The organism is Sporosarcina sp. FSL K6-5500 (assembly GCF_038005665.1).
Taxonomy (GTDB): domain Bacteria; phylum Bacillota; class Bacilli; order Bacillales_A; family Planococcaceae; genus Sporosarcina; species Sporosarcina psychrophila.
Genome location: NZ_JBBOTP010000001.1, coordinates 2740001 through 2762188, shown reverse-complemented (window position 1 = coordinate 2762188; position 22188 = coordinate 2740001). Strand labels below are relative to the sequence as shown.

Annotated in this window: 18 protein-coding genes, 20 tRNA genes, 2 rRNA genes and 1 riboswitch (1 of these 41 running past the window's edge); of the genes, 6 read left to right on the top strand and 34 right to left on the bottom strand. The window is 43.5% G+C overall.

What is annotated here, in order from left to right:
* Window positions 1-7: 7 nt before the first annotated feature.
* Window positions 8-796 carry an alpha/beta hydrolase gene (locus MKX62_RS13275; RefSeq protein WP_067206522.1) on the bottom strand — a complete coding sequence of 263 codons (789 nt, stop codon included), beginning with the start codon at window positions 794-796 and terminating at the stop codon, window positions 8-10.
* A gap of 119 nt (window positions 797-915) precedes the next feature.
* Between MKX62_RS13275 and MKX62_RS13270 the strand changes: the two genes are divergently transcribed.
* The gene (locus tag MKX62_RS13270; RefSeq protein ID WP_187046942.1) at window positions 916-1428 is read left to right on the top strand and encodes a gamma carbonic anhydrase; all 513 of its coding nucleotides are present in this window, start codon (window positions 916-918) and stop codon (window positions 1426-1428) included.
* Window positions 1429-1730: 302 nt separating this feature from the next.
* Here MKX62_RS13270 and metK read toward each other — a convergent pair whose 3' ends face one another.
* Window positions 1731-2927, bottom strand: a complete 1197-nt coding sequence (metK, locus tag MKX62_RS13265; protein ID WP_067206517.1) for a methionine adenosyltransferase — start codon at window positions 2925-2927, stop codon at window positions 1731-1733.
* Between the two features lie 189 nt (window positions 2928-3116).
* Window positions 3117-3234, bottom strand: a riboswitch (SAM riboswitch).
* Window positions 3235-3416: 182 nt separating this feature from the next.
* Between metK and pckA the strand changes: the two genes are divergently transcribed.
* Complete coding sequence (gene pckA, locus MKX62_RS13260; RefSeq protein ID WP_340741606.1) at window positions 3417-5003, top strand: phosphoenolpyruvate carboxykinase (ATP); 1587 nt, start codon at window positions 3417-3419, stop codon at window positions 5001-5003.
* A gap of 175 nt (window positions 5004-5178) precedes the next feature.
* On the opposite strand, the gene MKX62_RS13255 is transcribed toward pckA, so the two are convergent.
* The 5 genes from MKX62_RS13255 to MKX62_RS13235 form a co-directional block, all read right to left on the bottom strand.
* Complete coding sequence (locus MKX62_RS13255; protein WP_340741605.1) at window positions 5179-5970, bottom strand: alpha/beta hydrolase family protein; 792 nt, start codon at window positions 5968-5970, stop codon at window positions 5179-5181.
* Window positions 5960-6421 (bottom strand): NUDIX domain-containing protein, encoded by a 462-nt coding sequence (locus tag MKX62_RS13250; protein WP_340741604.1) that lies wholly within the window; start codon window positions 6419-6421, stop codon window positions 5960-5962. Before MKX62_RS13250 ends, MKX62_RS13255 begins: the two co-directional genes overlap by 11 nt.
* A 46-nt stretch (window positions 6422-6467) precedes the next feature.
* Window positions 6468-6776 carry a transposase gene (locus MKX62_RS13245; RefSeq protein WP_340741603.1) on the bottom strand — a complete coding sequence of 103 codons (309 nt, stop codon included), beginning with the start codon at window positions 6774-6776 and terminating at the stop codon, window positions 6468-6470.
* Window positions 6777-6864: 88 nt separating this feature from the next.
* Complete coding sequence (locus tag MKX62_RS13240) at window positions 6865-7047, bottom strand: putative motility protein (RefSeq protein WP_067206503.1); 183 nt, start codon at window positions 7045-7047, stop codon at window positions 6865-6867.
* Between the two features lie 63 nt (window positions 7048-7110).
* Complete coding sequence (locus tag MKX62_RS13235; protein ID WP_067206501.1) at window positions 7111-7560, bottom strand: Dps family protein; 450 nt, start codon at window positions 7558-7560, stop codon at window positions 7111-7113.
* Window positions 7561-7661: 101 nt separating this feature from the next.
* Between MKX62_RS13235 and yidD the strand changes: the two genes are divergently transcribed.
* Entirely contained in the window at window positions 7662-7892 is a 231-nt protein-coding gene (yidD, locus tag MKX62_RS13230) for a membrane protein insertion efficiency factor YidD (protein WP_067206498.1), read from the top strand.
* Window positions 7893-8052: 160 nt separating this feature from the next.
* On the top strand, window positions 8053-9030 hold the full coding sequence (locus tag MKX62_RS13225) for a metal ABC transporter solute-binding protein, Zn/Mn family (RefSeq protein WP_340741602.1): 978 nt from the start codon (window positions 8053-8055) through the stop codon (window positions 9028-9030).
* 508 nt (window positions 9031-9538) lie between these two features.
* Here MKX62_RS13225 and MKX62_RS13220 read toward each other — a convergent pair.
* The 5 genes from MKX62_RS13220 to MKX62_RS13200 form a co-directional block, all read right to left on the bottom strand.
* Window positions 9539-10984 (bottom strand): o-succinylbenzoate--CoA ligase, encoded by a 1446-nt coding sequence (locus MKX62_RS13220; RefSeq protein ID WP_340741601.1) that lies wholly within the window; start codon window positions 10982-10984, stop codon window positions 9539-9541.
* 196 nt (window positions 10985-11180) lie between these two features.
* Window positions 11181-11999 (bottom strand): 1,4-dihydroxy-2-naphthoyl-CoA synthase, encoded by an 819-nt coding sequence (gene menB / locus MKX62_RS13215; RefSeq protein ID WP_067206491.1) that lies wholly within the window; start codon window positions 11997-11999, stop codon window positions 11181-11183.
* Window positions 11996-12841, bottom strand: a complete 846-nt coding sequence (gene menH, locus MKX62_RS13210) for a 2-succinyl-6-hydroxy-2,4-cyclohexadiene-1-carboxylate synthase (protein WP_340741600.1) — start codon at window positions 12839-12841, stop codon at window positions 11996-11998. Before menH ends, menB begins: the two co-directional genes overlap by 4 nt.
* Window positions 12834-14546 (bottom strand): 2-succinyl-5-enolpyruvyl-6-hydroxy-3-cyclohexene-1-carboxylic-acid synthase, encoded by a 1713-nt coding sequence (gene menD, locus MKX62_RS13205; RefSeq protein WP_067206486.1) that lies wholly within the window; start codon window positions 14544-14546, stop codon window positions 12834-12836. Before menD ends, menH begins: the two co-directional genes overlap by 8 nt.
* Complete coding sequence (locus tag MKX62_RS13200; RefSeq protein WP_187046935.1) at window positions 14539-15924, bottom strand: isochorismate synthase; 1386 nt, start codon at window positions 15922-15924, stop codon at window positions 14539-14541. Before MKX62_RS13200 ends, menD begins: the two co-directional genes overlap by 8 nt.
* Before the next feature lie 163 nt (window positions 15925-16087).
* Here MKX62_RS13200 and MKX62_RS13195 point away from each other — a divergent pair, with 163 nt between their 5' ends.
* Window positions 16088-16999 carry a 1,4-dihydroxy-2-naphthoate polyprenyltransferase gene (locus MKX62_RS13195; RefSeq protein WP_187046934.1) on the top strand — a complete coding sequence of 304 codons (912 nt, stop codon included), beginning with the start codon at window positions 16088-16090 and terminating at the stop codon, window positions 16997-16999.
* Window positions 17000-17183: 184 nt separating this feature from the next.
* Window positions 17184-17912 carry a TraR/DksA C4-type zinc finger protein gene (locus MKX62_RS13190; protein ID WP_187046933.1) on the top strand — a complete coding sequence of 243 codons (729 nt, stop codon included), beginning with the start codon at window positions 17184-17186 and terminating at the stop codon, window positions 17910-17912.
* A gap of 857 nt (window positions 17913-18769) precedes the next feature.
* On the opposite strand, the gene MKX62_RS13185 is transcribed toward MKX62_RS13190, so the two are convergent.
* The 22 genes from MKX62_RS13185 to MKX62_RS13080 form a co-directional block, all read right to left on the bottom strand.
* Window positions 18770-18841, bottom strand: a tRNA-Glu gene (locus tag MKX62_RS13185).
* Between the two features lie 10 nt (window positions 18842-18851).
* Window positions 18852-18942: transfer RNA gene (locus MKX62_RS13180), tRNA-Ser, on the bottom strand.
* Window positions 18943-18951: 9 nt separating this feature from the next.
* Window positions 18952-19026 (bottom strand) — tRNA-Asn (locus MKX62_RS13175).
* Window position 19027: 1 nt separating this feature from the next.
* Window positions 19028-19104: transfer RNA gene (locus MKX62_RS13170), tRNA-Ile, on the bottom strand.
* Between the two features lie 4 nt (window positions 19105-19108).
* Window positions 19109-19182: transfer RNA gene (locus tag MKX62_RS13165), tRNA-Gly, on the bottom strand.
* Window positions 19183-19189: 7 nt separating this feature from the next.
* A tRNA-Phe gene (locus MKX62_RS13160) sits at window positions 19190-19265 on the bottom strand.
* A 59-nt stretch (window positions 19266-19324) separates the two neighbouring features.
* Window positions 19325-19400, bottom strand: a tRNA-Asp gene (locus tag MKX62_RS13155).
* Between the two features lie 3 nt (window positions 19401-19403).
* A tRNA-Met gene (locus MKX62_RS13150) sits at window positions 19404-19478 on the bottom strand.
* Window positions 19479-19520: 42 nt separating this feature from the next.
* Window positions 19521-19613, bottom strand: a tRNA-Ser gene (locus MKX62_RS13145).
* Between the two features lie 17 nt (window positions 19614-19630).
* Window positions 19631-19707, bottom strand: a tRNA-Ile gene (locus MKX62_RS13140).
* 7 nt (window positions 19708-19714) lie between these two features.
* A tRNA-Met gene (locus MKX62_RS13135) sits at window positions 19715-19788 on the bottom strand.
* A gap of 22 nt (window positions 19789-19810) precedes the next feature.
* A tRNA-Ala gene (locus MKX62_RS13130) sits at window positions 19811-19886 on the bottom strand.
* Between the two features lie 81 nt (window positions 19887-19967).
* Window positions 19968-20044: transfer RNA gene (locus MKX62_RS13125), tRNA-Pro, on the bottom strand.
* 26 nt (window positions 20045-20070) lie between these two features.
* Window positions 20071-20147 (bottom strand) — tRNA-Arg (locus MKX62_RS13120).
* A gap of 21 nt (window positions 20148-20168) precedes the next feature.
* A tRNA-Leu gene (locus tag MKX62_RS13115) sits at window positions 20169-20254 on the bottom strand.
* A gap of 7 nt (window positions 20255-20261) precedes the next feature.
* Window positions 20262-20336, bottom strand: a tRNA-Gly gene (locus MKX62_RS13110).
* 8 nt (window positions 20337-20344) lie between these two features.
* Window positions 20345-20426: transfer RNA gene (locus MKX62_RS13105), tRNA-Leu, on the bottom strand.
* Between the two features lie 30 nt (window positions 20427-20456).
* Window positions 20457-20532: transfer RNA gene (locus tag MKX62_RS13100), tRNA-Lys, on the bottom strand.
* A 6-nt stretch (window positions 20533-20538) separates the two neighbouring features.
* Window positions 20539-20614 (bottom strand) — tRNA-Thr (locus MKX62_RS13095).
* A 24-nt stretch (window positions 20615-20638) separates the two neighbouring features.
* Window positions 20639-20714 (bottom strand) — tRNA-Val (locus MKX62_RS13090).
* Between the two features lie 66 nt (window positions 20715-20780).
* A 5S ribosomal RNA gene (gene rrf, locus MKX62_RS13085) occupies window positions 20781-20896 on the bottom strand.
* Between the two features lie 154 nt (window positions 20897-21050).
* Window positions 21051-22188, bottom strand: a 23S ribosomal RNA gene (locus MKX62_RS13080) (it continues 1794 nt past the right edge of the window).

Sequence of the window (22188 nt, the reverse complement as noted above, 5' to 3'; positions counted from 1 at the left end):
GTATTCCCTATACGACATACCCTAGCGACCTTAGAACATTATTCATAAATGATTCCGTATATAAGTATACTTCCTCGCGCTCTGGTTCCTGATAAACGTCATGGTACAGCCGTTTCCATTGCTTATATTGAAACTCAGAAAGTTCCTGTCGGATAAACCATTTCTTAGCAAGCACTATGTCTGTTATTTTATCCTCTTCCGCAATATGCATAAGCACTGGGATATCATGAACACTTCTTTCACTCTGCGCAACCAATTTCATGAATGATTGTAACTCTTTATACCAGGCTACGGTGAATTCATCGTTATAAAAGTCATCTTGCTTAGCTTCTTCATATAAATCACTATTGCGTGTTAACATCTCAATGTCAATTTCATGATTCAATTTCATGGATGACGAGAATTTTGTCAATACGTTCGAAAATTTAGGTGGCTGATGACGCAATGCTAGCCATGGGGAACTAAAAACAGCCCCTGCGCATTCAATTTTCTTTCGCTGTAAAAGACGCATTACGAAGGTGGCACCTATTCCATGTCCAATAATGAACAAAGGTAAATTATCATCGAGACCGACCGCTATTAATTTTTCCACAAATTTAGCGTAGGCATCAAATTGTTCATCGTGAATTTTTCCGACACCTTCCGCCCCGTGTCCAGGTAAATCTCCTGTCACGACATGAAAACCGCTGTTTCTTAGTTTCTGAATAAGCCATGCATTTCTACTATGATGTTCGTACACATTATGGACGATGGCCACGACAGCTTTTGGTGGCCCTTCCGCTTCCCATTTCCACATGGTCATCTTCCCCTCATCTATCTAGTTCTTTTATCTATATATTTCCCTATTTATCTACAATAAAAACCTAATCTTTGTTACGATAATTATACACTACCTAAAGAAAAGAGGAGAGCATCATGATTTATCCTTATAAAGGAAAAACGCCTGTAATTGATCCGTCCGTTTTCATTGGCGACTTCACGACGATTTCAGGTGATGTGACAATTGGTCCTGAATCGACAATTTGGTTTAATACCGTAATCCGGGGTGACGTATCTCCAACAATTATTGGACGTAAAGTAAATATTCAAGACTTATGCTGCCTTCATCAAAGCCCAAAGTTTCCGCTTATTCTTGAAGATGAGGTGACAATTGGGCACCAAGTAACGTTACATAGTTGTACGGTAAAAAAAGGAGCGCTTATCGGTATGGGTTCCATTGTTTTGGACGGTGCTGAAATTGGCGAAGGGGCATTCATTGGCGCAGGCAGTCTCGTGCCGCCTGGTAAGAAGATTCCCCCGAATACGCTAGCACTCGGGTCGCCAGCAAAAGTCGTGCGTGAGCTGAATGACGACGATCGTGCGGACATGGAACGGATTGTTCAGGAGTATGCCGAAAAAGGGCAGTATTACAAGAATTTACAACAGTAATAAAAGAGCTGCCTTTGAAGGCAGCTCTTATTTTTTTATAAATAAAAAGATTACTAAACCAATTAACACAAATAACGCAACAACCCCAACCAGTAGTAACAAACCTATTAAACTCATAGCCCGACGCTCTCTCCTCTCCGATCAGGTTTCACTTTATAACAATTGTATCATTTGTTTATAGCTCCTGTGATGAGAGTGTACGACAGATTCGCTACACTCTATGACGCCCGCTAAATCAAACATCCTAAACAGAAAAAACACCAAAAAACAGGGAAATCCTGCCTTTCAGTGTTTACACTACATTATTTCCCTGCTAACTCTTTCAATGCATCAGCTTTATCCGTTTGTTCCCACGGTAGATCAATGTCTGTACGGCCGAAGTGACCGTATGCAGCTGTTTGTTTATAAATTGGGCGGCGCAGATCAAGCATTTTGATGATGCCTGCTGGACGAAGGTCAAACAGTCCACGCGTAAGCTCAACAAGTTTACTTTCCTCGACTGTGCCTGTTCCAAATGTATCGATAGAAATCGATACAGGTTGTGCAACACCGATTGCATAAGCAAGTTGCACTTCACATCGATCTGCAAGTCCTGCAGCGACAATGTTCTTCGCAACATAACGTGCCGCATATGAAGCCGAGCGGTCCACTTTCGTCGCATCTTTCCCAGAAAACGCACCGCCGCCATGACGCGCATAACCACCGTACGTGTCAACGATGATTTTACGGCCAGTAAGACCTGCATCTCCTTGAGGTCCCCCTATTACGAAGCGGCCAGTTGGGTTGATGAAGTACTTCGTGTCTTCATCGATTAAATCAGTTGGTACAACCGGGTTTATGACGAATTCTTTAATATCACGCTGAATTTGCTCAAGTGTTATTTCAGGGTGATGTTGCGCTGAAATAACAATTGTATCGATGCGTACTGGTTTATTGTTTTCATCATATTCAACAGTCACTTGTGTTTTTCCATCTGGACGCAGATACGTAAGGGTTTCATCTTTGCGTACTTGTGCAAGTCGGAATGATAATTTATGAGCTAGGCTAATTGGTAACGGCATCAGTTCCGGTGTTTCATTACAAGCGTAACCGAACATCAAACCTTGGTCACCAGCTCCAATTGCTTCAAGTTCATCATCTGTCATCGAACCTTCACGCGCTTCAAGTGCCTGGTCAACGCCTGCAGCGATGTCGGCTGATTGTTCATCGATCGCAGTCAAAACTGCAGATGTTTCCCAATCAAATCCGTATTTCGCGCGTACATAACCAATTTCTTTAACAGTTTCACGCACAACTTTCGGGATATCGACATATGTTGTCGTAGTAATTTCTCCTGCAACGAGGACAAGTCCTGTTGTAATTGTCGTTTCACATGCAACACGTGCATTTGGATCTTCTGCCAATATAGCATCTAGAATAGCATCCGAAATTTGGTCACACATTTTGTCCGGGTGTCCTTCAGTTACCGATTCTGAAGTAAATAGTCGGCGATTTGTCATGTTATTTCCTCCTTATATCCTACGAGATTGATACGGTACTCATATGTCCCATGTAGAGTCTTTTCTAAATGAAAAGACTACAAGCCATTGCGAGCTCTATACACGAGGATTAAGGGCGATATCATATAAAAAGCCCTTCGCTCACGTAATAATACATGAGGAAAGGCATGATTTCATAAGCACCTTTCACTCTTATCATACAAGGACTGTGCCTTGCTACAGGTTTGGCACCTTCGCGCAGACAAAACGTCTGTGCAGGTTGCCGGGTTTCATAGGGCCTGACCCCTCCACCAGCTCGGGATAAGAGTATCCGTTCAACTATATATGCTACGAAAAATCTTGTTGCATGTCAAATCTTTTTACCCATTTTGCGTATAAATCCTTGAGGTTTGAATTAGTATAGATTATTATTCTTAATGTGTTATACTAATTCAATAATGTGATGACACCCAATTGATTGGGACTATATGCAAAGGACGGTACATACTTATGATATCTGCGAAAATTAGTGATGACCTCAACAAACTTCTTTCTGGGAAAAATGTAAAAGTTCAACTTTCAGTTCCACAACTTGTTGAAAAAGCGATTTCACGTGGTGAAGCTCAATTGACATCAGACGGAGCGGTTACAGCTCAGACAGGCAAATATACAGGTCGTTCACCTAAGGACAAATACATTGTTGAGGAAGCGTCCTCCAAAGACAAAATCGATTGGGGCAACGTCAATCGTCCAATCTCTTCTGAAATTTTCGATTCATTATATAATAAAGTAATCACTCATTTGAGAACAAAAGACGAACTGTTCGTCTTCAAAGGTTTTGCAGGCGCAGATCCAGCTTCACGACTATCCATTCAAGTTGTGAATGAATTTGCTTGGCATAACCTGTTTGTTCACAACTTGTTCATCCGCCCAACTGAAGAAGAACTAGTACAACATGAATCACAATTCACAATCGTTTCGGCTCCTTCATTTAAAGCTGATCCTGTGGTCGATGGTACGAATTCAGAGACATTCATTATCGTATCAATGGAAAAACGTATTGTTCTTATCGGTGGAACTGAATACGCTGGCGAAATGAAAAAATCAATCTTCTCAATCATGAACTACTTACTACCAGAAAATGGAATTATGCCAATGCACTGTTCAGCAAACGTTGGTGAAGACGGCGATGTTGCCCTATTCTTCGGTCTTTCTGGAACAGGTAAAACAACACTTTCGGCAGATGCAAACCGTAAATTAATCGGCGATGACGAGCATGGCTGGTCTGACACTGGTGTCTTCAATATCGAAGGCGGTTGCTATGCAAAATGTATTAATTTATCACAAGAAAAAGAACCTGAAATTTTTGGTGCAATTCGTTTTGGTTCCGTACTAGAAAACGTTGTCGTCGATCCGGAAACACGCATTCCTGACTACGATGATGGTTCATTAACTGAAAACACGCGTGCAGCTTATCCTATCCAAGCAATTGATAACATCGTTGACCCTTCTGTTGCTGGTCATCCGAAAACGATTGTATTCTTAACGGCAGATGCGTTTGGCGTACTACCTCCAATCTCGAAGTTAACAAAAGAACAAGCAATGTATCACTTCCTAAGCGGGTTCACTTCGAAGCTTGCCGGAACTGAGCGTGGTATCACATCACCTGAAGCAACGTTCTCAACGTGCTTCGGTTCACCTTTCCTTCCACTTCCAGCGACAGTATACGCTGAAATGCTTGGGAAGAAAATTGATGAACATGATGCACAAGTATTCCTTGTTAACACAGGCTGGACTGGCGGTGTCTACGGCGTTGGTAAGCGTATGGATCTTAAATACACACGCACTATGGTACAGGCAGCTCTTGCTGGAGAATTGAACAACATTGAAACAGAAACTAACGGCGTATTCGGCCTCGAAATGCCTACATTCATTGATGGTGTTCCAACAGAAGTGTTGAACCCGCGCAATGCATGGGCAGACGGCGAAGCATACGATGTAAAAGCAAATGAATTGGCAAACATGTTCCATGAAAACTTTAAAAAATTCGGTATGGTTTCTGAAGAGATTACGCTTAAAGGCGGACCGATTGCATAATTTTCAAATTAAACAGTGTAGCACATTGAATGTGCTACACTGTTTTTTTGTACCTTGGATTTGTAATTGTAAAAATGGAGTTTTAACTGCAACTTATTTCGTCTAATTGCAACTTTGGCGTTTTAATTGCAAACCCGTACTTCTAATTGCAACTTCATTTTATTCAAAAAACCACTCATTTTTCTTGTCTTCTCATCCAACTACATAAATCGCGTACAAGTTGTGCATTCATGACAGGCGGTATGAAGTGTGTATATTCAGGGAAATACCATGTCTCATATACTTTTTTATGTTCACGCAGTGCGTTTTCAAGCAAAACTGCTTGTTGAAATGACACGTTCTCGTCGATCATGCCATGAATGATGAGTACGGGAGCATCAATTTCATCCACGCGGAACAGCGCCGTACGGTTTCTGTATTCATCCGGCATGTTATTCGGTGTCCCGCCGATAACTCTTTTCATCATCCGCCGCATATCTTTCCGTTCTTTATATGTAAATACGATATCGGATACGCCAGACCATGTAACTACCGACGTAATATCTTCACGTAAAATTGCTGTCCAAAGAGCCATTATACCGCCCCGTGAAAATGCAAACAAGTGAATTTTTTCCACGTTTGTCTTCGGATTTTGCTTCAGCACATCAACGGCATTCACCGCATCCTGACGATCGGCCCCAGCAAACTCATCCCGTCCCTCGCCTCCACGGTTCCCCCGATAATAAGGAGCGAAGACAACAAATCCTTGCGAAGCAAACTGTGCAATTCGGGCAGGACGAACCATACCGATATGCTGCATGCCCCCTCGCAAATAGATGATGCCTTCGTAGTTCCCTTCTGTAATTGGTTCTGCCATGAGTCCCTTCACTTTTAACCCATCTGAAAAATATGTAATTTCTTCAAGCGAAACATGTGGATTTGGAGACGGATAGGGCCTTCTATGAATAATCGTACCATCATGACTCATGCTCTTCCACCCACTTTCTTAATGTTTCCATGCCTGTGTTTTTCATAAGGAAACTCAATTCTTCACATTGGCCAAGCTCTTCATTAGTCATCCACATAGCTCCTTCTGTTTCGTAAAGGGCTGGATGCTCATCGATTTCCGCAACTTTCCCTGTGAATACAGCTTTGCAAAATGTACTATTACTTCGAACGACATACTCTGCAAATTGCACAAGATCCGTAATTTTCACACCTGTTTCTTCAATCGTTTCGCGTATAACTGCCTCCTCAATCGTTTCTCCATGCTCTGCTTTACCACCTGGAAACTCAACGCCTCGAACTAAATGCCGAGTCAGTAACCATTTACCATTATGCTTGAGGATAACAAGGACATGCCGAGCTGGCATTCCAAATTGGTTTTCTCCGAAAGTCAGCTCAACACGACCACCATTAACATCATTGAAAATAAGCATTGCACTCACGTCCTTTCAACCAGTGTAGCGAAGGACAGCAATCCTTTCAACGAAAATACGGAAGCTTTTCGATAAATATCTTCGACTTATCATCTGTAAATTCATGAATGAGCGCATAGATCTTCATCGTACGTTGATCGACGTTGAAATTGTTCCGACCATAATGATAGGGCAAAAACGGTAAATGTGACCTAAGGAAGTTTCGGAATTCGAGTTCATCTATCTGACTAAATAACCGATGAAAAACAGGAACATACTGACTTTCTACATTAACCTCATATTCCCACGGTGAATCATCTGGGTAATGGTATACTTGCTGATTTACGACAGAAACGTACATTTTGTATTTCTCCATGCTACACCATCCTTTTTTCTTTTTAGCATGGCTTAGTATGAAAAAAGCATGCATCCCCTTTTACTGGAGATACATGCTTTACCGCAATTTACGCTTGTACGTCAACCGAAGCTCCCTTATGAGGATGGGCTGCAACAGACTGATTAGATAAACTTTTCAACATATCTGTTGCCGCTGCAGTATTCATTGCAAGTGCATTATTTAACACACTCAACTGAACAGTCGATTGCAAACTTCTCAATTGACTTGCCATGATGGAGCTCATATCCATTTGCCATCACTCCTTCCACAAGCTTATTATCGGCATTTTTCTAGTATTTTTAATGAAAAATGATTACTTGTTATCTTCACCCAGGAATGCATTCAGCATCCATTGATGTTTTTCGATACTTTGATATGTCGCGTTCAACAAATCTTCCGTCATATCGTCGCCATCTTTCGCAGCCAGCTGCATGCCTTTTTTCAACGATTTCATAATTTCACCGAAATCATTTACGACAGTTTTCACCATGCTGTCTTCTTTTTCATCCCCCGTTGCTTCTTTCACAACAGATTGTTCAAGATGTTCTTTCAGCGTCGCTACAGGATCTCCGCCAAGTGTCAAAATACGTTCTGCGATTTCATCCATATGTAACGTCGCTTCATTATAAAGTTCTTCAAACTTTACATGTAACGTGAAGAAATGATGACCTTTAACATACCAGTGATAGTTATGGAGCTTCGCATACATAACCGACCATGTAGAAACTTGGACATTCAATTCATTAATAAGTTCTTTCGACATATAAATCTCTCCCCTTATTGTTAAATATAATTCATCTCTCTGTTAATTTACCACCGAAGCATCTACAATAAACATCGAGGCATTAATAAGGAGTTTTTTAAATGAAAAAGATTTTAATTGGCTTTATTAAACTATATCAAAAAGTAATTTCACCCCTTACACCACCTTCATGCCGTTTCTATCCCACTTGTTCTCACTATGGGATTGAGGCAGTCGAAAAGCATGGAGCACTAAAAGGTTCATGGCTTGCGGTACGTCGAATTTCAAAATGCCATCCGTTCCACGAGGGTGGATTTGATCCTGTACCAGACAATGATATGCATAAAAAGTGATCTTTTTAGATAGAACGGTTTGACATAATTGTCGAGCCGTTTTTTTCGATTAAAAGAAATTCGCTTATTTAGTTGCCAAATTAGAAACACTCTTGTATGATAAAAAAGTCAGTTACACAAATCGGAATGATTACTATTAATAATACGGAGGATATATCTAATGAATAAGAAACTTTTTTTCATCATGTCATTACTAACAATTATGCTACTTAGTGCTTGTGGCGCTAAATCCACAGAAAACTCGGAAACTGGGACAGAGAAATTGTCTATTTATACAACAGTATACCCGCTTCAATACTTTACAGAACGAATCGGCGGCGACTACGTCGATGTGAAATCCATCTATCCTGCTGGCGCGGATGAACATACTTTTGATCCTACACAAAAAGATATGATGGGACTCGCGGACTCGGATTTGTTTTTCTATATAGGACTTGGCCTTGAAGGTTTTGTGGAAAATGCAGAAAAAACCATGAAAAACGAACATGTAAAAATGGTTGCAACAGCAGAGGCAATTCCTGATGAGATGCTAGACGAAGGTCATAGTGATGAAGGTCACGACGAAGATGCTGAACATGATGAACATGGACACGAAGGTCATGATCATGGGGGAATTGATCCCCATGTATGGATCTCACCACTGCTTAGTGTCGAACTTGCAACTTCTATCAAAGATGCTTTGATTGCATCAAAACCTGAAATGAAAGACGAATTCGAGAAGAACTTTGAACAACTGAAAGTAGAACTTGTCGAACTCGATAGCAAATTCAAAGAGATTTCTTCCACTGTCCCTTCCAAAACGTTCTTTGTTTCACATGCATCATTTGGTTATCTAGCCGATTCATATGGCCTGGAACAAGTCGCGATTGCGGGACTGAACTCACAAAGCGAGCCGTCACAAAAGCAATTAGCGAAAATTGTCAAAGAGGCAAAAAATCACAACATCCACTATGTACTTTTTGAACAGAATGTATCATCTAAACTAACTAATGTCGTGCGGAAAGAAATTGGTGCTGAATCACTCATGCTCCACAATCTTGGCGTATTGACAGTGGATGATGTAAAAAACAACGAAGACTATTTTTCTTTGATGGAACAAAACATTGAAACGCTGAAGAAAGCGTTAAGTGGAAAGTAAATGAAGAAAGGTTGTCCCGTATACCAGATTTAATCTGGTATATGGAACAGCCTTTTTGTTTTTGCTGTGACAGTTTGGAGTTGCCCTTACAGTTTAATCATTTGACATGACAGTTAGCGCAATTGCCCTTACAGATTGATGACTTGCCATGACAGTCCAGAGTTGACCTCACAATTTAATCTGTTGCCAGGACAGTTAACGCAACTGCCCTTACAGATTGATGACTTGCCGTGACAGTCCAAAGTTGCCCTCACAGTTTAATCTGTTGCCAGGACAGTTCAAGCAATTGCCCTTACAGTTTGAGGAGTTGCCATGACAGTCCAGAGTTGCCCTCACAGTTTAATCTGTTGCCAGGACAGTTCAAGCAATTGCCCTTACAGATTGATGACTTACCATGAAAGTCCAAAGTTGCCCTCACAGTTTAATCTGTTGCCAGGACAGTTCAAGCAATTGTCCTTACAGATTGATGAGTTGCCGTGACAGTTTGACTTTAATTTCGACTTCAACCTTACTCCAAATCCACTGACTCTTTCAATTTTCGACGCAATAACTTATTTGACCCGTTACGCGGCAGTTCATCTACGAAGCGGAATGATTTCGGTACTTTGTAACGCGCCAATCGCTCTTCACAATACGCTATCAAATCAGCTTCTTTCACATTTCCTGACACTACGACAAACGCAACTGGGACACTTCCCCACTCGGAATGTTCTTTCCCGCAAACGCCTACCTCTCGAATATTCGGATGCGCTATCAGTACATTTTCAATTTCAGCAGGGTAAATATTTTCTCCTCCTGAAATGATTAAGTCGGATCTTCTATCGACGATATACAAATAACCTTCCGAATCAAGATAACCGATATCACCTGTTGGAAGCCAGCCATTTTCCAATGGATCCACTTCGGAAAAACGACCAATATATCCAGGTGTCACATGTGAACCGCGTATAAATACTTCACCTTTTTCACCTGGCGTTTCTGTATCTTTGATTTTGATTTGATTGAAAAACAATGGTTTGCCTGCTGAACCCATTTTCCTCATTGCATCACTTGCTGCTAAGGTCGCTGTTTGCGAACTAGTTTCTGTCATGCCGTACGTTTGGAGAACAGGAACTTCAAGTACTTTTGCCCGCTTCAAATAATCGATTGGAACGGGGCCACCACCTGCCAGCATTGATTTAAATGATGAATGTGCGACACTATTATCCTTTTCCAGTTCACGCAGAACTTTATCCAATGTAAGAGATACAACAGACATCCGTGTGACGGACCCATCTCTTACCGCAATCGCCGACTTGACCGCATCAAACTTCTCATGCAACTGAACCTCATTTCCGTATAGAACAGAACGAACGAGAATCGAGAACCCGCTAATATGAAATAAAGGCATCGCACAGAGCCAGACATCGTCTTCATCAAGCCCTAAATTTAGAACAGACGACAGTGCACTCGAGACGTGATTACCTGCAGTCTGACGGACCCCCTTCGGAAATCCTGTCGTGCCCGATGTATACATAATCGTAATGGTTCTGTCTGATTGCCAACTTTCCTGGATGACAAAAGCCTGTTCCGCACTTTCTTTGATCGTAGAAAATAGTAGCTGACGTACCGGCGTATCGGCAACAACACTACTCAGTTCATTCGACACAATTACCGTATTGGCGCCTGAATCATCCAATTGATATGCGATTTCTTTTTTCGACAACCGACTGTTTAGCATAACAATCTCAAGGCCGGCCAGCATACATGCATGAATGATGACTACCATTTCAGAATTGGAGGACCCAAGCAAGGCGATCCGTTCCCCTTCATTTAAACTGTTAGCCCTCAATTTTCGTGCAAGAACCACAGCATCATCTTTTAACTGTGCGAATGTCCACTTTTCCTCTTCGAACGATAAAGCTATTTTATCAGGCGTTAAATAAGCCCGTTGCATTAACCAATTTGGAATCATGCCATCACCATCCATTCAGAAAAAGCTGCCCGATTAGAGGCAGCTTTCTTAGTTTTTATCCAGTTTGATTACTGTCTAGGCTTCAGGCGCCAGCCCCTTGAGTCGCTTCAGTCTTGCTGAAAAGGCAAAGTACGCCTTTATCTTCAAGACTTCCAGCGCTTGTCGGGGCTAAACGGCGCCTTACGCTTTTCTTTAATCAAGGAAAACGTGGGAATTGTCCGAAATCCGGTTTGCGTTTTTCTTTGAACGCATCGCGGCCTTCTTTCGCTTCGTCTGTTGTGTAATAAAGAAGTGTTGCGTCGCCAGCCAATTGTTGAAGACCAGCAAGTCCGTCCGTATCCGCATTCATTGCCGCTTTCACGAAACGAAGTGCAGTAGGGCTCATGCCAAGCATCTCTTCACACCATTGGACCGTCTCGTCTTCCAGTTGTTCATAAGGAACTACTGTATTGACTAGACCCATGTCGAGTGCTTCCTGTGCGTTGTATTGACGGCAAAGGAACCAGATTTCGCGCGCTTTTTTATGGCCAATGATTCGTGCCAAGTAGCCCGAACCGTAACCTGCGTCGAATGAACCAACTTTAGGTCCTGTTTGTCCGAAAACTGCATTTTCTGCTGCAATCGTCAAATCACAAACGACATGAAGAACATGTCCGCCGCCGATTGCATATCCTGCAACCATTGCCACAACCGGTTTTGGAATAACACGGATTAGACGCTGTAAGTCCAAGACGTTGAGACGTGGAATTTCGTCGTCTCCTACATAACCGCCATGCCCTCGTACGGATTGGTCTCCGCCTGAACAGAATGCTTTCTCGCCTTCGCCTGTTAAGACGATGACTCCAATGCTTTGGTCGTCCCGTGCGCGTGAAAATGCGTCGATTAACTCCGATACCGTTTTAGGACGGAATGCATTGCGCACTTCCGGACGGTTGATTGTTACTTTTGCAATCCCGCCATACTGTTCGTATTTGATGTCTTCGTATGTACGTATCGTTTCCCATTGACGTGTCATAGTGATCCTCCTCGATTTTTCAACTCTGAAATATGCTCCTCTATCATTGTAGCAAATGTAGCCGGTTTTTCCACATGAATTGCATGTCCAGCATGTTCTATCGTTTCGTGGCGGACATTAGGGAAATCCCTCTGCATTTCCCGGGAAATATTTACGAACTTCGTGTCGAGTTTTCCCGTTATGAGCAAAACCGGAAGATTGACTGTTCCTAGGCTCTTCCAATAAGAAGCTTGGCTACCTGTTCCAATACCACGTAAGCTGTTCGCAAGGCCTATTTCACTCTGACTAAGCCGTTCATTCCTCACTGCCAGCTGCTTTTCTTCCGACAAAGTCTTCTGAGACGCGAACAAGGGAATATTTCCCCAGAAATCGATGAATGCCGGCAATCCGTCCCTTGTGATTCTGTCTGCCAGCCGCCTGTCAGCTGCTTGTCGTTCTTCTCTTTCCACTTCCGTCTTCAATCCTGGAGAAGAACTCTCGAGAATCAATGACGAGACCCGCATTGGATGTCGCACCGTATAAGCCAGTGCAATACGTCCCCCCATTGAATAGCCAACTAAGATGAATTGATCAAGAGAAAGCTCAGTAAACAGTTCCTCAAGGTCCTCTACTTGCTGATCCATAGAGTAGCGGCCAATGTCTTCCGAAATAGTCGATTTGCCGTGTCCCGTCAAATCGACAGCTATTGTCTGGTAGTTACCTTTTAGCAACTTTGTAATTTCACGCCATGATGTGGTGCTCCCCGTAAAACCATGTAGAAATACGATGACAGGTAGATTTTCTCCACCTTGGATTTCCACATGCATATTAATTTCACGTATACGAATAGTCTTTTCATTCATTACGATCAAGCCTGTCCGTGATTTGCTTCCATAGGTCTCGGTGCGCTTTCACATTCGCTTGACGATTCGTGAACACTTCGATAATACGCACTGGTTTTTCCTTCGCTTTATCGAGCTCCATTCCGAACTCTTCTGGCGTGTGGATTGCCGCATACTGCGCATCATACATCGCAGCAATGTGGCCGAATGTTAAGCCTGTTGGTGTGCCAAACAGCTCTTCGAAATGATTACCTGCATCAGCTTGCGGAAGGTACGAGAATATTCCACCCCCATCGTTATTAATAATGACAATGGTTAAATCTGCCTCGTGGAAACGAGTAACAATTAATCCGTTGACATCATGCAAGAACGATAAATCGCCAATTAACAGCCATGTTGGACGCTTTCTTGCCGCCTGGATACCGAATGCTGTCGATACAACACCATCGATACCATTCGTCCCGCGATTCGCAAAAATTGTAATATCCTTATCCGTCTTCCTGAAGAACGTGTCTACATCACGGATTGGCATGCTGCTGCCACTTACGAGGTCGCTCTCTGTGGGAAGGTGCTCAAATAATGTTTTTGCAAATATCCCTTCATCGCCAGCAACACCCTCATACTTATTTGTAATCGCTGATGCCGCCTCATTCGCCATCGTCCACCACTCTGTATAAGATGTCTTCGGTTTATCCACAATAATTTTCATGACTGTTTCGGATGAAGTCTGGATATGATGCGTAACGACACCGAGCGAATCCCTAAATTCCGGCGATTCATCCACCGCTATAACTGTAGCTGGTCTTACTTTTTTCAAGTAAAGCGAAAGCGGCTTCGCTACTGGCTGTGCACCAAAACGAATGACAGTATCAGGTACGACTTTCTCTTTGAATGCATCACTTTTTAATAGCGCATCATAATGATCAATACAGAGCGCTATGCATTGTTCAGGTACTTCCGTGCGAAGATTTGATAGCGGATCGCATAATACTGGCCATTCCAGTGCTTTGGCAAAGTTCCAAAATGCTGCTTTATCGAACCCTATCGGCATTTCACCAGCAATGATGAAGCCTTTTTCCGACGTTGCAAGCAACTGTGAAATTTGTTGGGCAGTAGATGCATCCAAACTGTCTACACTTTTAAATCGTTTTTTGAAAGTCATTTTCGGCGTTTCCCGATTAAAATCGATCAGAAGTGGTTCCCGGAACGGCACATTTAAGTGAACGGGTCCGCGTGGAGCTGTAGTCGCAACTGACAGTGCACGGCTAATATGGCGATCAATAAAGTCTTCGATATCCGGATTGTTTTCAGCAAGTGGGAAATCTACACTATATTTCACATGCTTACCATACATTCGAATTTGATCGATTGCCTGTGGCGCACCGACTTCCCTTAATTCATGCGGACGGTCAGCCGTGATAACAATAAGAGGAATACGCGCATAATACGCTTCTGTTATAGCAGGATGATAATTCGATGCTGCAGTACCTGACGTACAGAGAAGGACGACAGGATTACCGGATGCCTTCGCCAAACCTAATGCAAAGTAGGCAGCCGATCGTTCATCGACTTGCATATAGACATCAAGGCCTTTTGTTGAAGCGAAAGCGTAAGCCAGTGGTGTCGAACGAGAGCCTGGACTAATAACTACCGTTTTCACATCAGCCATCATCAAAGCAGCAGTCATTCTACGAACATAATCAGTCAAAACTGTACGGTTATCCATTCAGTTTTCCTCCAAGCGCCCGCATAACCGGTCTGAATTTCACCCATGTTTCATCGTATTCTTTATCTGGTTCAGAGTCTGCCACAATTCCTCCACCTGCGTATAAGTACGCACTATTGCCGTCAAGAAGTGCGGAACGGATTGCCACAGCGAATTCACCATTTCCAGCAGTATCTGTCCAACCAATTGGTCCAGCATAATAACCCCGATCCAAGTTTTCCTCAGAACGAATCATTTCCATCGCTATATCAGTTGGGACACCGCCTAGCGCCGGTGTCGGGTGAAGTGCTTGAACCAAACTAAAAATATCAGTTCCTTGTTCAACTTTTCCTTCAACTGGCGTAAACAAATGCTGAATATCACGGACTTTCATCAGTTTCGGTACTTTCGAAATTTTGATGTCTGTGCAAAATGTCTTAAACACTTGTGAAATCATATTAACGACATATTGATGCTCTTCTCGATTTTTTCTATCTTCAAGAAGTTCATCGCCAAGTTCGCGGTCTTCAGTTGCCGACTTGCCTCGTTTAATGGAACCCGCAACACATGCCGAATACGCACGGCCATTTGATATTTCAATTAAACGTTCAGGTGTAGCACCAAAAAATAATTGGCCGTCTTTTTGCAATCCAAAGTGATAACTTTCCTGCTGTTCATTTGATATATGATGAAGTGCAGTGACAGCCGGCACGTCATCTGCAAAGTTTAGTTTAACCGAACGTGCAATTACTACTTTTTCAGCTTCACCATTGTTAATTTTCTTTGTGACATCTGCAACGGTTTCCAGATAATGTTCTTTCGAAAGTTCCTCTATTGACACAACTTCCGGTTTTGTAAGCAGAGCGGATTCCTCGACTTGCGCGATATGAATTAGACGGTCTCTTTCATCCCTTAACTTCTCAAACTGTTCTGCCCCATCGTTGCTTTTTGTTACGAGGTTAATGGAAATTTCTGTCTTACCATTCGTAATCGACAACTGGAAAGAAGGTACAACGAAATGGGCCGATGGAAATGCATCCCACTCTGATTGCTTAACACTTTTCGGATCAAACGAGAAACCTCCAAAAAGAACAGGTTCCCGATCATTTTCTTCTTTAATAAGCGAACTACATAATTTTTTCCAACTTGTTGAAATATGTGTGAAACGATCATTCGTTCCATCACTTGTTAATACCGTAGCATGTCCAATACCAACAAGCGTTAAAGTTTTATCTGCATTTTGCCAATAGAAACGTTCATCTTTGTAACACGAATCTCCTGCTTCAAAAAACGCAAGTGGTGAGATTCTCCCCGCATCGACAGTTTCTGTAAAAAAACGCAGCTCATTCTGCCTAACATTTAATTGAGATTCACGGGTAGCGGTCAACTTCCGATTCATTATTTTCCCTCCGTACATTCATTCGACTGATTTAAAACAATACCTATAGTCTATCATACCGAATCAATGTCGTTTCAGCACATAATAAGCAGTCCATATGTTCACTCCACCCATTTTGGAGTACAATAGATAGGGTCATTAAAAGGATAGGGAGAGAGCCAAATTGCAACAGACAATAAAAGCGGATAAAGGCTGGCGTATTTGGTGGCAGCTTACACGTCCACATACACTAACGGCAGCCTTTGCACCTGTATTTCTCGGTACCATGATTGCACTAACTTACGGAAAATTACATTTTCCTTTATTCATCGCCATGCTCGTCGCGAGTGTTTTCATCCAAATGGCAACGAATATGTTCAATGAATATTATGATTTTAAAAGAGGACTTGATACAGAACAGTCCATTGGTATCGGCGGTACAATCGTCCGTAATGGTGTAAAACCAAAAACCGTGTTGAATCTTGCCTTTATGCTTTACGGGATTTCCGTCCTTATTGGTATCTATATATGTATGGAAACCTCATGGATGCTCGCAGTCGTCGGGATCCTGTCAATGATGGTAGGCTACTTTTATACTGGAGGACCGTATCCTATCGCCTACACGCCATTTGGAGAACTGTTTTCCGGTGTTGTCATGGGAATGTTACTTATCCTTATTGCGTTTTATATCCAGACAGAAACAGTAACGACAGAAGCGGTTCTGCTATCTATCCCAAGTATGTTGCTAGTCGCAGGTATTATGCTAGCAAATAATATACGTGATTTAGAAGGCGATAAGGAAGGCGGACGAAAAACACTCGCTATTCTTGTGGGCCGCTACAACGCAATTACAATCCTAATGCTATTTTTCATTATTTCCTATGGCTGGATTATTGCAATGATTCTCTTCGGTCATCTTACTCCATGGGCACTGCTTGTATTTCTTAGTGTCAAAAAGCCGATTGGAGCGATTACTGTGTTCCGAAAAAATCACATCCCAATACATGTGATGCCTGCGATGAAAAACACTGCAGTTACGAACACTTTATTCGGCTTACTATTAGGGATCGGAATACTCATTGGGCATCTGCTCTAACTAATAAAAAAAAGCGTAAAGCCTCGATTTAACTCGAAGCTTTACGCTTTTTCTGATTTATATGTTTAGATGGAACGAAATAAAGGAAAGTTAAGTAACGATAGTCAACAATCTGTACTTTTGTTTATTAAGTACGGTGTGTATGTGCAGACTAATGCCATTACTAAAAAGGACGTGACAAAACTTGTTGAACGATAAACAAAAAGCCACTCTAAAAAAAGAACTATATGAAATGAAGGATCACTTAACAAAAACAGAAGAAGAAACAGATATTAAGGAAAGTGCACAAGAAGCTGCCGGCGAGCTGTCGATGTATGACAATCATCCCGGTGATATGGGTACAGAACTGTTTGAAAGAGAGAAAGACATGGCTTTAAACGTTCATGCTGGCTCTGAATTAGATAAAGTAGAAAGCGCCTTACAAGCGATGGTGAACGGTTCTTATGGGAAATGTGAAGTGTGCCAAAAAGATATACCATTTGGGCGACTTGAAGCAGTTCCTTACACAACCCTTTGCATCGACCATGCGACTGAGCAAGAAATCCCCAATGATCGACCTGTCGAAGAAGATACGCTTACCATGGCCAACCCAAATTCATTTTCCGGAGCGGCCCGGGATGGCGAAGACAGCTTTCAGGAAATCGCAAAATCTGGAACATCAGAAACCCCTTCCGATTTCAGCGGAGATCACGATGACTACAATACGTTATACGACAGCGGAATTTCAGATGGTGCAACCGAAGAATTTGAAGAATTCACAGGAACCGATATAAATGGAAAGTCACGCGGTTTCATCAGGTCCGATGCCTCAGAGAAATATGAAGCGGAACTGGATGATGAAGGAATCGAATCCCCTCTCGGAGATATTCCTTATCATGAAAAAGATAGTTATATAGAGGATCAGAAGAAGTGAAAAGAAACACCATAGGCCATTGCTTATGGTGTTTCTTTTCAGGATATTTTAGCTCACGTATGTTAATTAACCAAAAGTAACCAGTAAATGATTTAATCAAACACTAGGCGCTGCGTGTGTAGTTGCCTTTGAGTTGCTTTAGATAGAACGACCTCTTTACTATTATCGAGATATCTTGATGTGTAGGGATGCGACTTCGTAGCCCCCTACAAATTTTTCGGGAATCGTTTGGTGGTTATCCATCCGTTGCTCTCCAAAGGCATAAGTACACGAAATGCTAGAGCTTTTTGGGACGAAAGAATAGCGGGGCTTCTTAACTGGATAAAAGCCGCCAAAGATATAATTTTGGCGGCTGAAGTCTTCTCCATAGTCTTGTCTTTTTTATTTAAGAATGAAACAGAACTCCTACCAATATCGCTTCGACGCTGGATGGTCTATATGAGAAAGAGCATTTCATTATCTGTGATGAAATCTGCAACCTGGAGTACGTCTTTCTTGAATATAAGTAGTATCAACTAGTAATCACCTTATAATCTCGGCATATACATCTCAAAATCACATTTCTCTCGATAATGAACACACTAGTGCAGGTACGGCAAAGGGGTCGCCGAAGCCGTGAGACTGGATGCGAAGCGATATCCAGGCTTACGGTGAAAGGCATCCCCAAAGCGTCAAGCGTTCTACAATCCACACCCCGAATTACAACTCACTCCTTATTGAGCGCCACAGTAGATTCAATGGGATTCTTTAATTCAACATATATAGTTAGAATTTAAGTGAACTAGAAAACTATATATAAACAAATTAAAAAGTAGCTTTACAAGTTCATTAAGAACTTGTAAAGCTACTTTTATGTATGACCCCTACGGGATTCGAACCCGTGATACCGCCGTGAAAGGGCGGTGTCTTAACCGCTTGACCAAGGGGCCAAATTATATATGGCGGAGAAGGAGGGATTCGAACCCTCGCACCGCTTTCGCGATCTATACCCTTAGCAGGGGCACCTCTTGAGCCGCTTGAGTACTTCCCCATATATAAATGGCTCCGCAGGTAGGACTCGAACCTACGACCGATCGGTTAACAGCCGATTGCTCTACCACTGAGCTACTGCGGAATGGTGGGCCTAAATGGACTCGAACCATCGACCTCACGCTTATCAGGCGTGCGCTCTAACCAGCTGAGCTATAGGCCCTTTTTGGAGCGAGTGAAGGGAATCGAACCCTCATCATCAGCTTGGAAGGCTGAGGTTTTACCACTAAACTACACTCGCATAACAATGGTGGCTCAGGACGGAATCGAACCGCCGACACAAGGATTTTCAGTCCTTTGCTCTACCGACTGAGCTACTGAGCCACGTATTTAGTTTACATTAAGTCGTTAACTTATTCTAAACCTTATAGTATTAATAAAAATGGCGGTCCCGACCGGGATCGAACCGGCGATCTCCTGCGTGACAGGCAGGCATGTTAACCGCTACACCACGGGACCATTTGGTTGCGGGGACAGGATTTGAACCTGTGACCTTCGGGTTATGAGCCCGACGAGATACCACTTCTCCACCCCGCGACAACAATATAAGTACTATTTAATTTCACCACTAGTTAAAAATGGAGGAGGTAGAGGGATTCGAACCCCCGCGGGATTTGACTCCCCTGTCGGTTTTCAAGACCGATCCCTTCAGCCGGGCTTGGGTATACCTCCATGGCTGTATATAATAGTGGTGGACCTTGCAGGACTCGAACCTGCGACCGGACGGTTATGAGCCGTCTGCTCTAACCAACTGAGCTAAAGGTCCTTTAAGATGGCGGCAGAGGGGATCGAACCCCCGACCTCACGGGTATGAACCGTACGCTCTAGCCAGCTGAGCTACGCCGCCAGGATCTTTATGAAAATTGTGTTGGTGGAGCCTAGCGGGATCGAACCGCTGACCTCCTGCGTGCAAGGCAGGCGCTCTCCCAGCTGAGCTAAGGCCCCATTATAGCTGGCAATTATTAAAGCACAAATCTACTTAAAATGGTATATTCTTTAAGCGGCGAATCTGCTTAAAAAGCTTAATGGTCGGGAAGACAGGATTCGAACCTGCGACCCCTTGGTCCCAAACCAAGTGCTCTACCAAGCTGAGCTACGTCCCGAAGAATTATAAAGTTTAAAAACATAATGGTGCGCCCGGCAGAAGTCGAATCCACAACCTCCTGATCCGTAGTCAGGTGCTCTATCCAATTGAGCTACGAGCGCATATAAGTGAAAAGTTATTAATGCCGAGAACCGGAATCGAACCGGTACGGTAGTCACCTACCGCAGGATTTTAAGTCCTGTGCGTCTGCCAGTTCCGCCACCCCGGCAAAAATATGGAGCGGAAGACGGGATTCGAACCCGCGACCCCGACCTTGGCAAGGTCGTATTCTACCACTGAACTACTTCCGCATTATAAGTGCGGGTAAAGGGAGTCGAACCCCCACGCCCGAAGGCACTAGATCCTAAGTCTAGCGCGTCTGCCAGTTCCGCCATACCCGCAATATAAATTATGACACTAAGTCATAAAAATGGTGAGCCATGCAGGATTCGAACCTGCGACCCTCTGATTAAAAGTCAGATGCTCTACCAACTGAGCTAATGGCTCGAAAAGTGGTGCCGGAGAAAGGACTTGAACCCTCAACCTACTGATTACAAGTCAGTTGCTCTACCAGTTGAGCTACTCCGGCTAATAGTTTTCATTATAAATAAAATGGTGGAGGATGACGGGCTCGAACCGCCGACCCCCTGCTTGTAAGGCAGGTGCTCTCCCAGCTGAGCTAATCCTCCTGGGTATAAGTGCGACAAACTTCAGTTGTTCGTCCTATTCATAAACCTATGTAATAATTGTTGCAAGACCGGCGACGTCCTACTCTCACAGGGGGAAACCCCCAACTACCATCGGCGCTGAAGAGCTTAACTTCCGTGTTCGGGATGGGAACGGGTGTGACCTCTTCGCAATCGTCACCAGACTTGTATGATCTTTTCTCAAAGACAATAATTATTATAACATATCATCTAATTAATTGCAAGTACTTTTTTTTATGAACGGTACTTATTCGCTCAAAACTGAATAAAACAGACATTGTGCTATACAGAATCAGGGTAATCAAGCCCTTTTCAAAATTGGTTAAGTCCTCGATCGATTAGTATCCGTCAGCTCCACACGTCGCCGTGCTTCCACCCCAGACCTATCAACCTCATCTTCTTTGAGGGATCTTACTTACTTGCGTAATGGGAAATCTCATCTCGAGGGGGGCTTCATGCTTAGATGCTTTCAGCATTTATCCCGTCCATACATAGCTACCCAGCGATGCCTTTGGCAAGACAACTGGTACACCAGAGGTATGTCCATCCCGGTCCTCTCGTACTAAGGACAGCTCCTCTCAAATTTCCTGCGCCCGCGACGGATAGGGACCGAACTGTCTCACGACGTTCTGAACCCAGCTCGCGTACCGCTTTAATGGGCGAACAGCCCAACCCTTGGGACCGACTACAGCCCCAGGATGCGATGAGCCGACATCGAGGTGCCAAACCTCCCCGTCGATGTGGACTCTTGGGGGAGATAAGCCTGTTATCCCCGGGGTAGCTTTTATCCGTTGAGCGATGGCCCTTCCATGCGGAACCACCGGATCACTAAGCCCGTCTTTCGACCCTGCTCGACTTGTAGGTCTCGCAGTCAAGCTCCCTTATGCCTTTGCACTCTACGAATGATGTCCAACCATTCTGAGGGAACCTTTGGGCGCCTCCGTTACTCTTTAGGAGGCGACCGCCCCAGTCAAACTGCCCGCCTGACACTGTCTCCTGCCCCGATAAGGGGCATGGGTTAGAAGTCCAATACAGCCAGGGTAGTATCCCACCAACGCCTCATCCGAAGCTAGCGCTCCGGAATCCAAGGCTCCTACCTATCCTGTACAGGCTGCACCGGAATTCAATATCAGGTTACAGTAAAGCTCCACGGGGTCTTTCCGTCCTGTCGCGGGTAACCTGCATCTTCACAGGTATTATAATTTCACCGAGTCTCTCGTTGAGACAGTGCCCAGATCGTTACGCCTTTCGTGCGGGTCGGAACTTACCCGACAAGGAATTTCGCTACCTTAGGACCGTTATAGTTACGGCCGCCGTTTACTGGGGCTTCAATTCGAAGCTTCGCTTGCGCTGACCTCTCCTCTTAACCTTCCAGCACCGGGCAGGCGTCAGCCCCTATACTTCACCTTGCGGTTTTGCAGAGACCTGTGTTTTTGCTAAACAGTCGCCTGGGCCT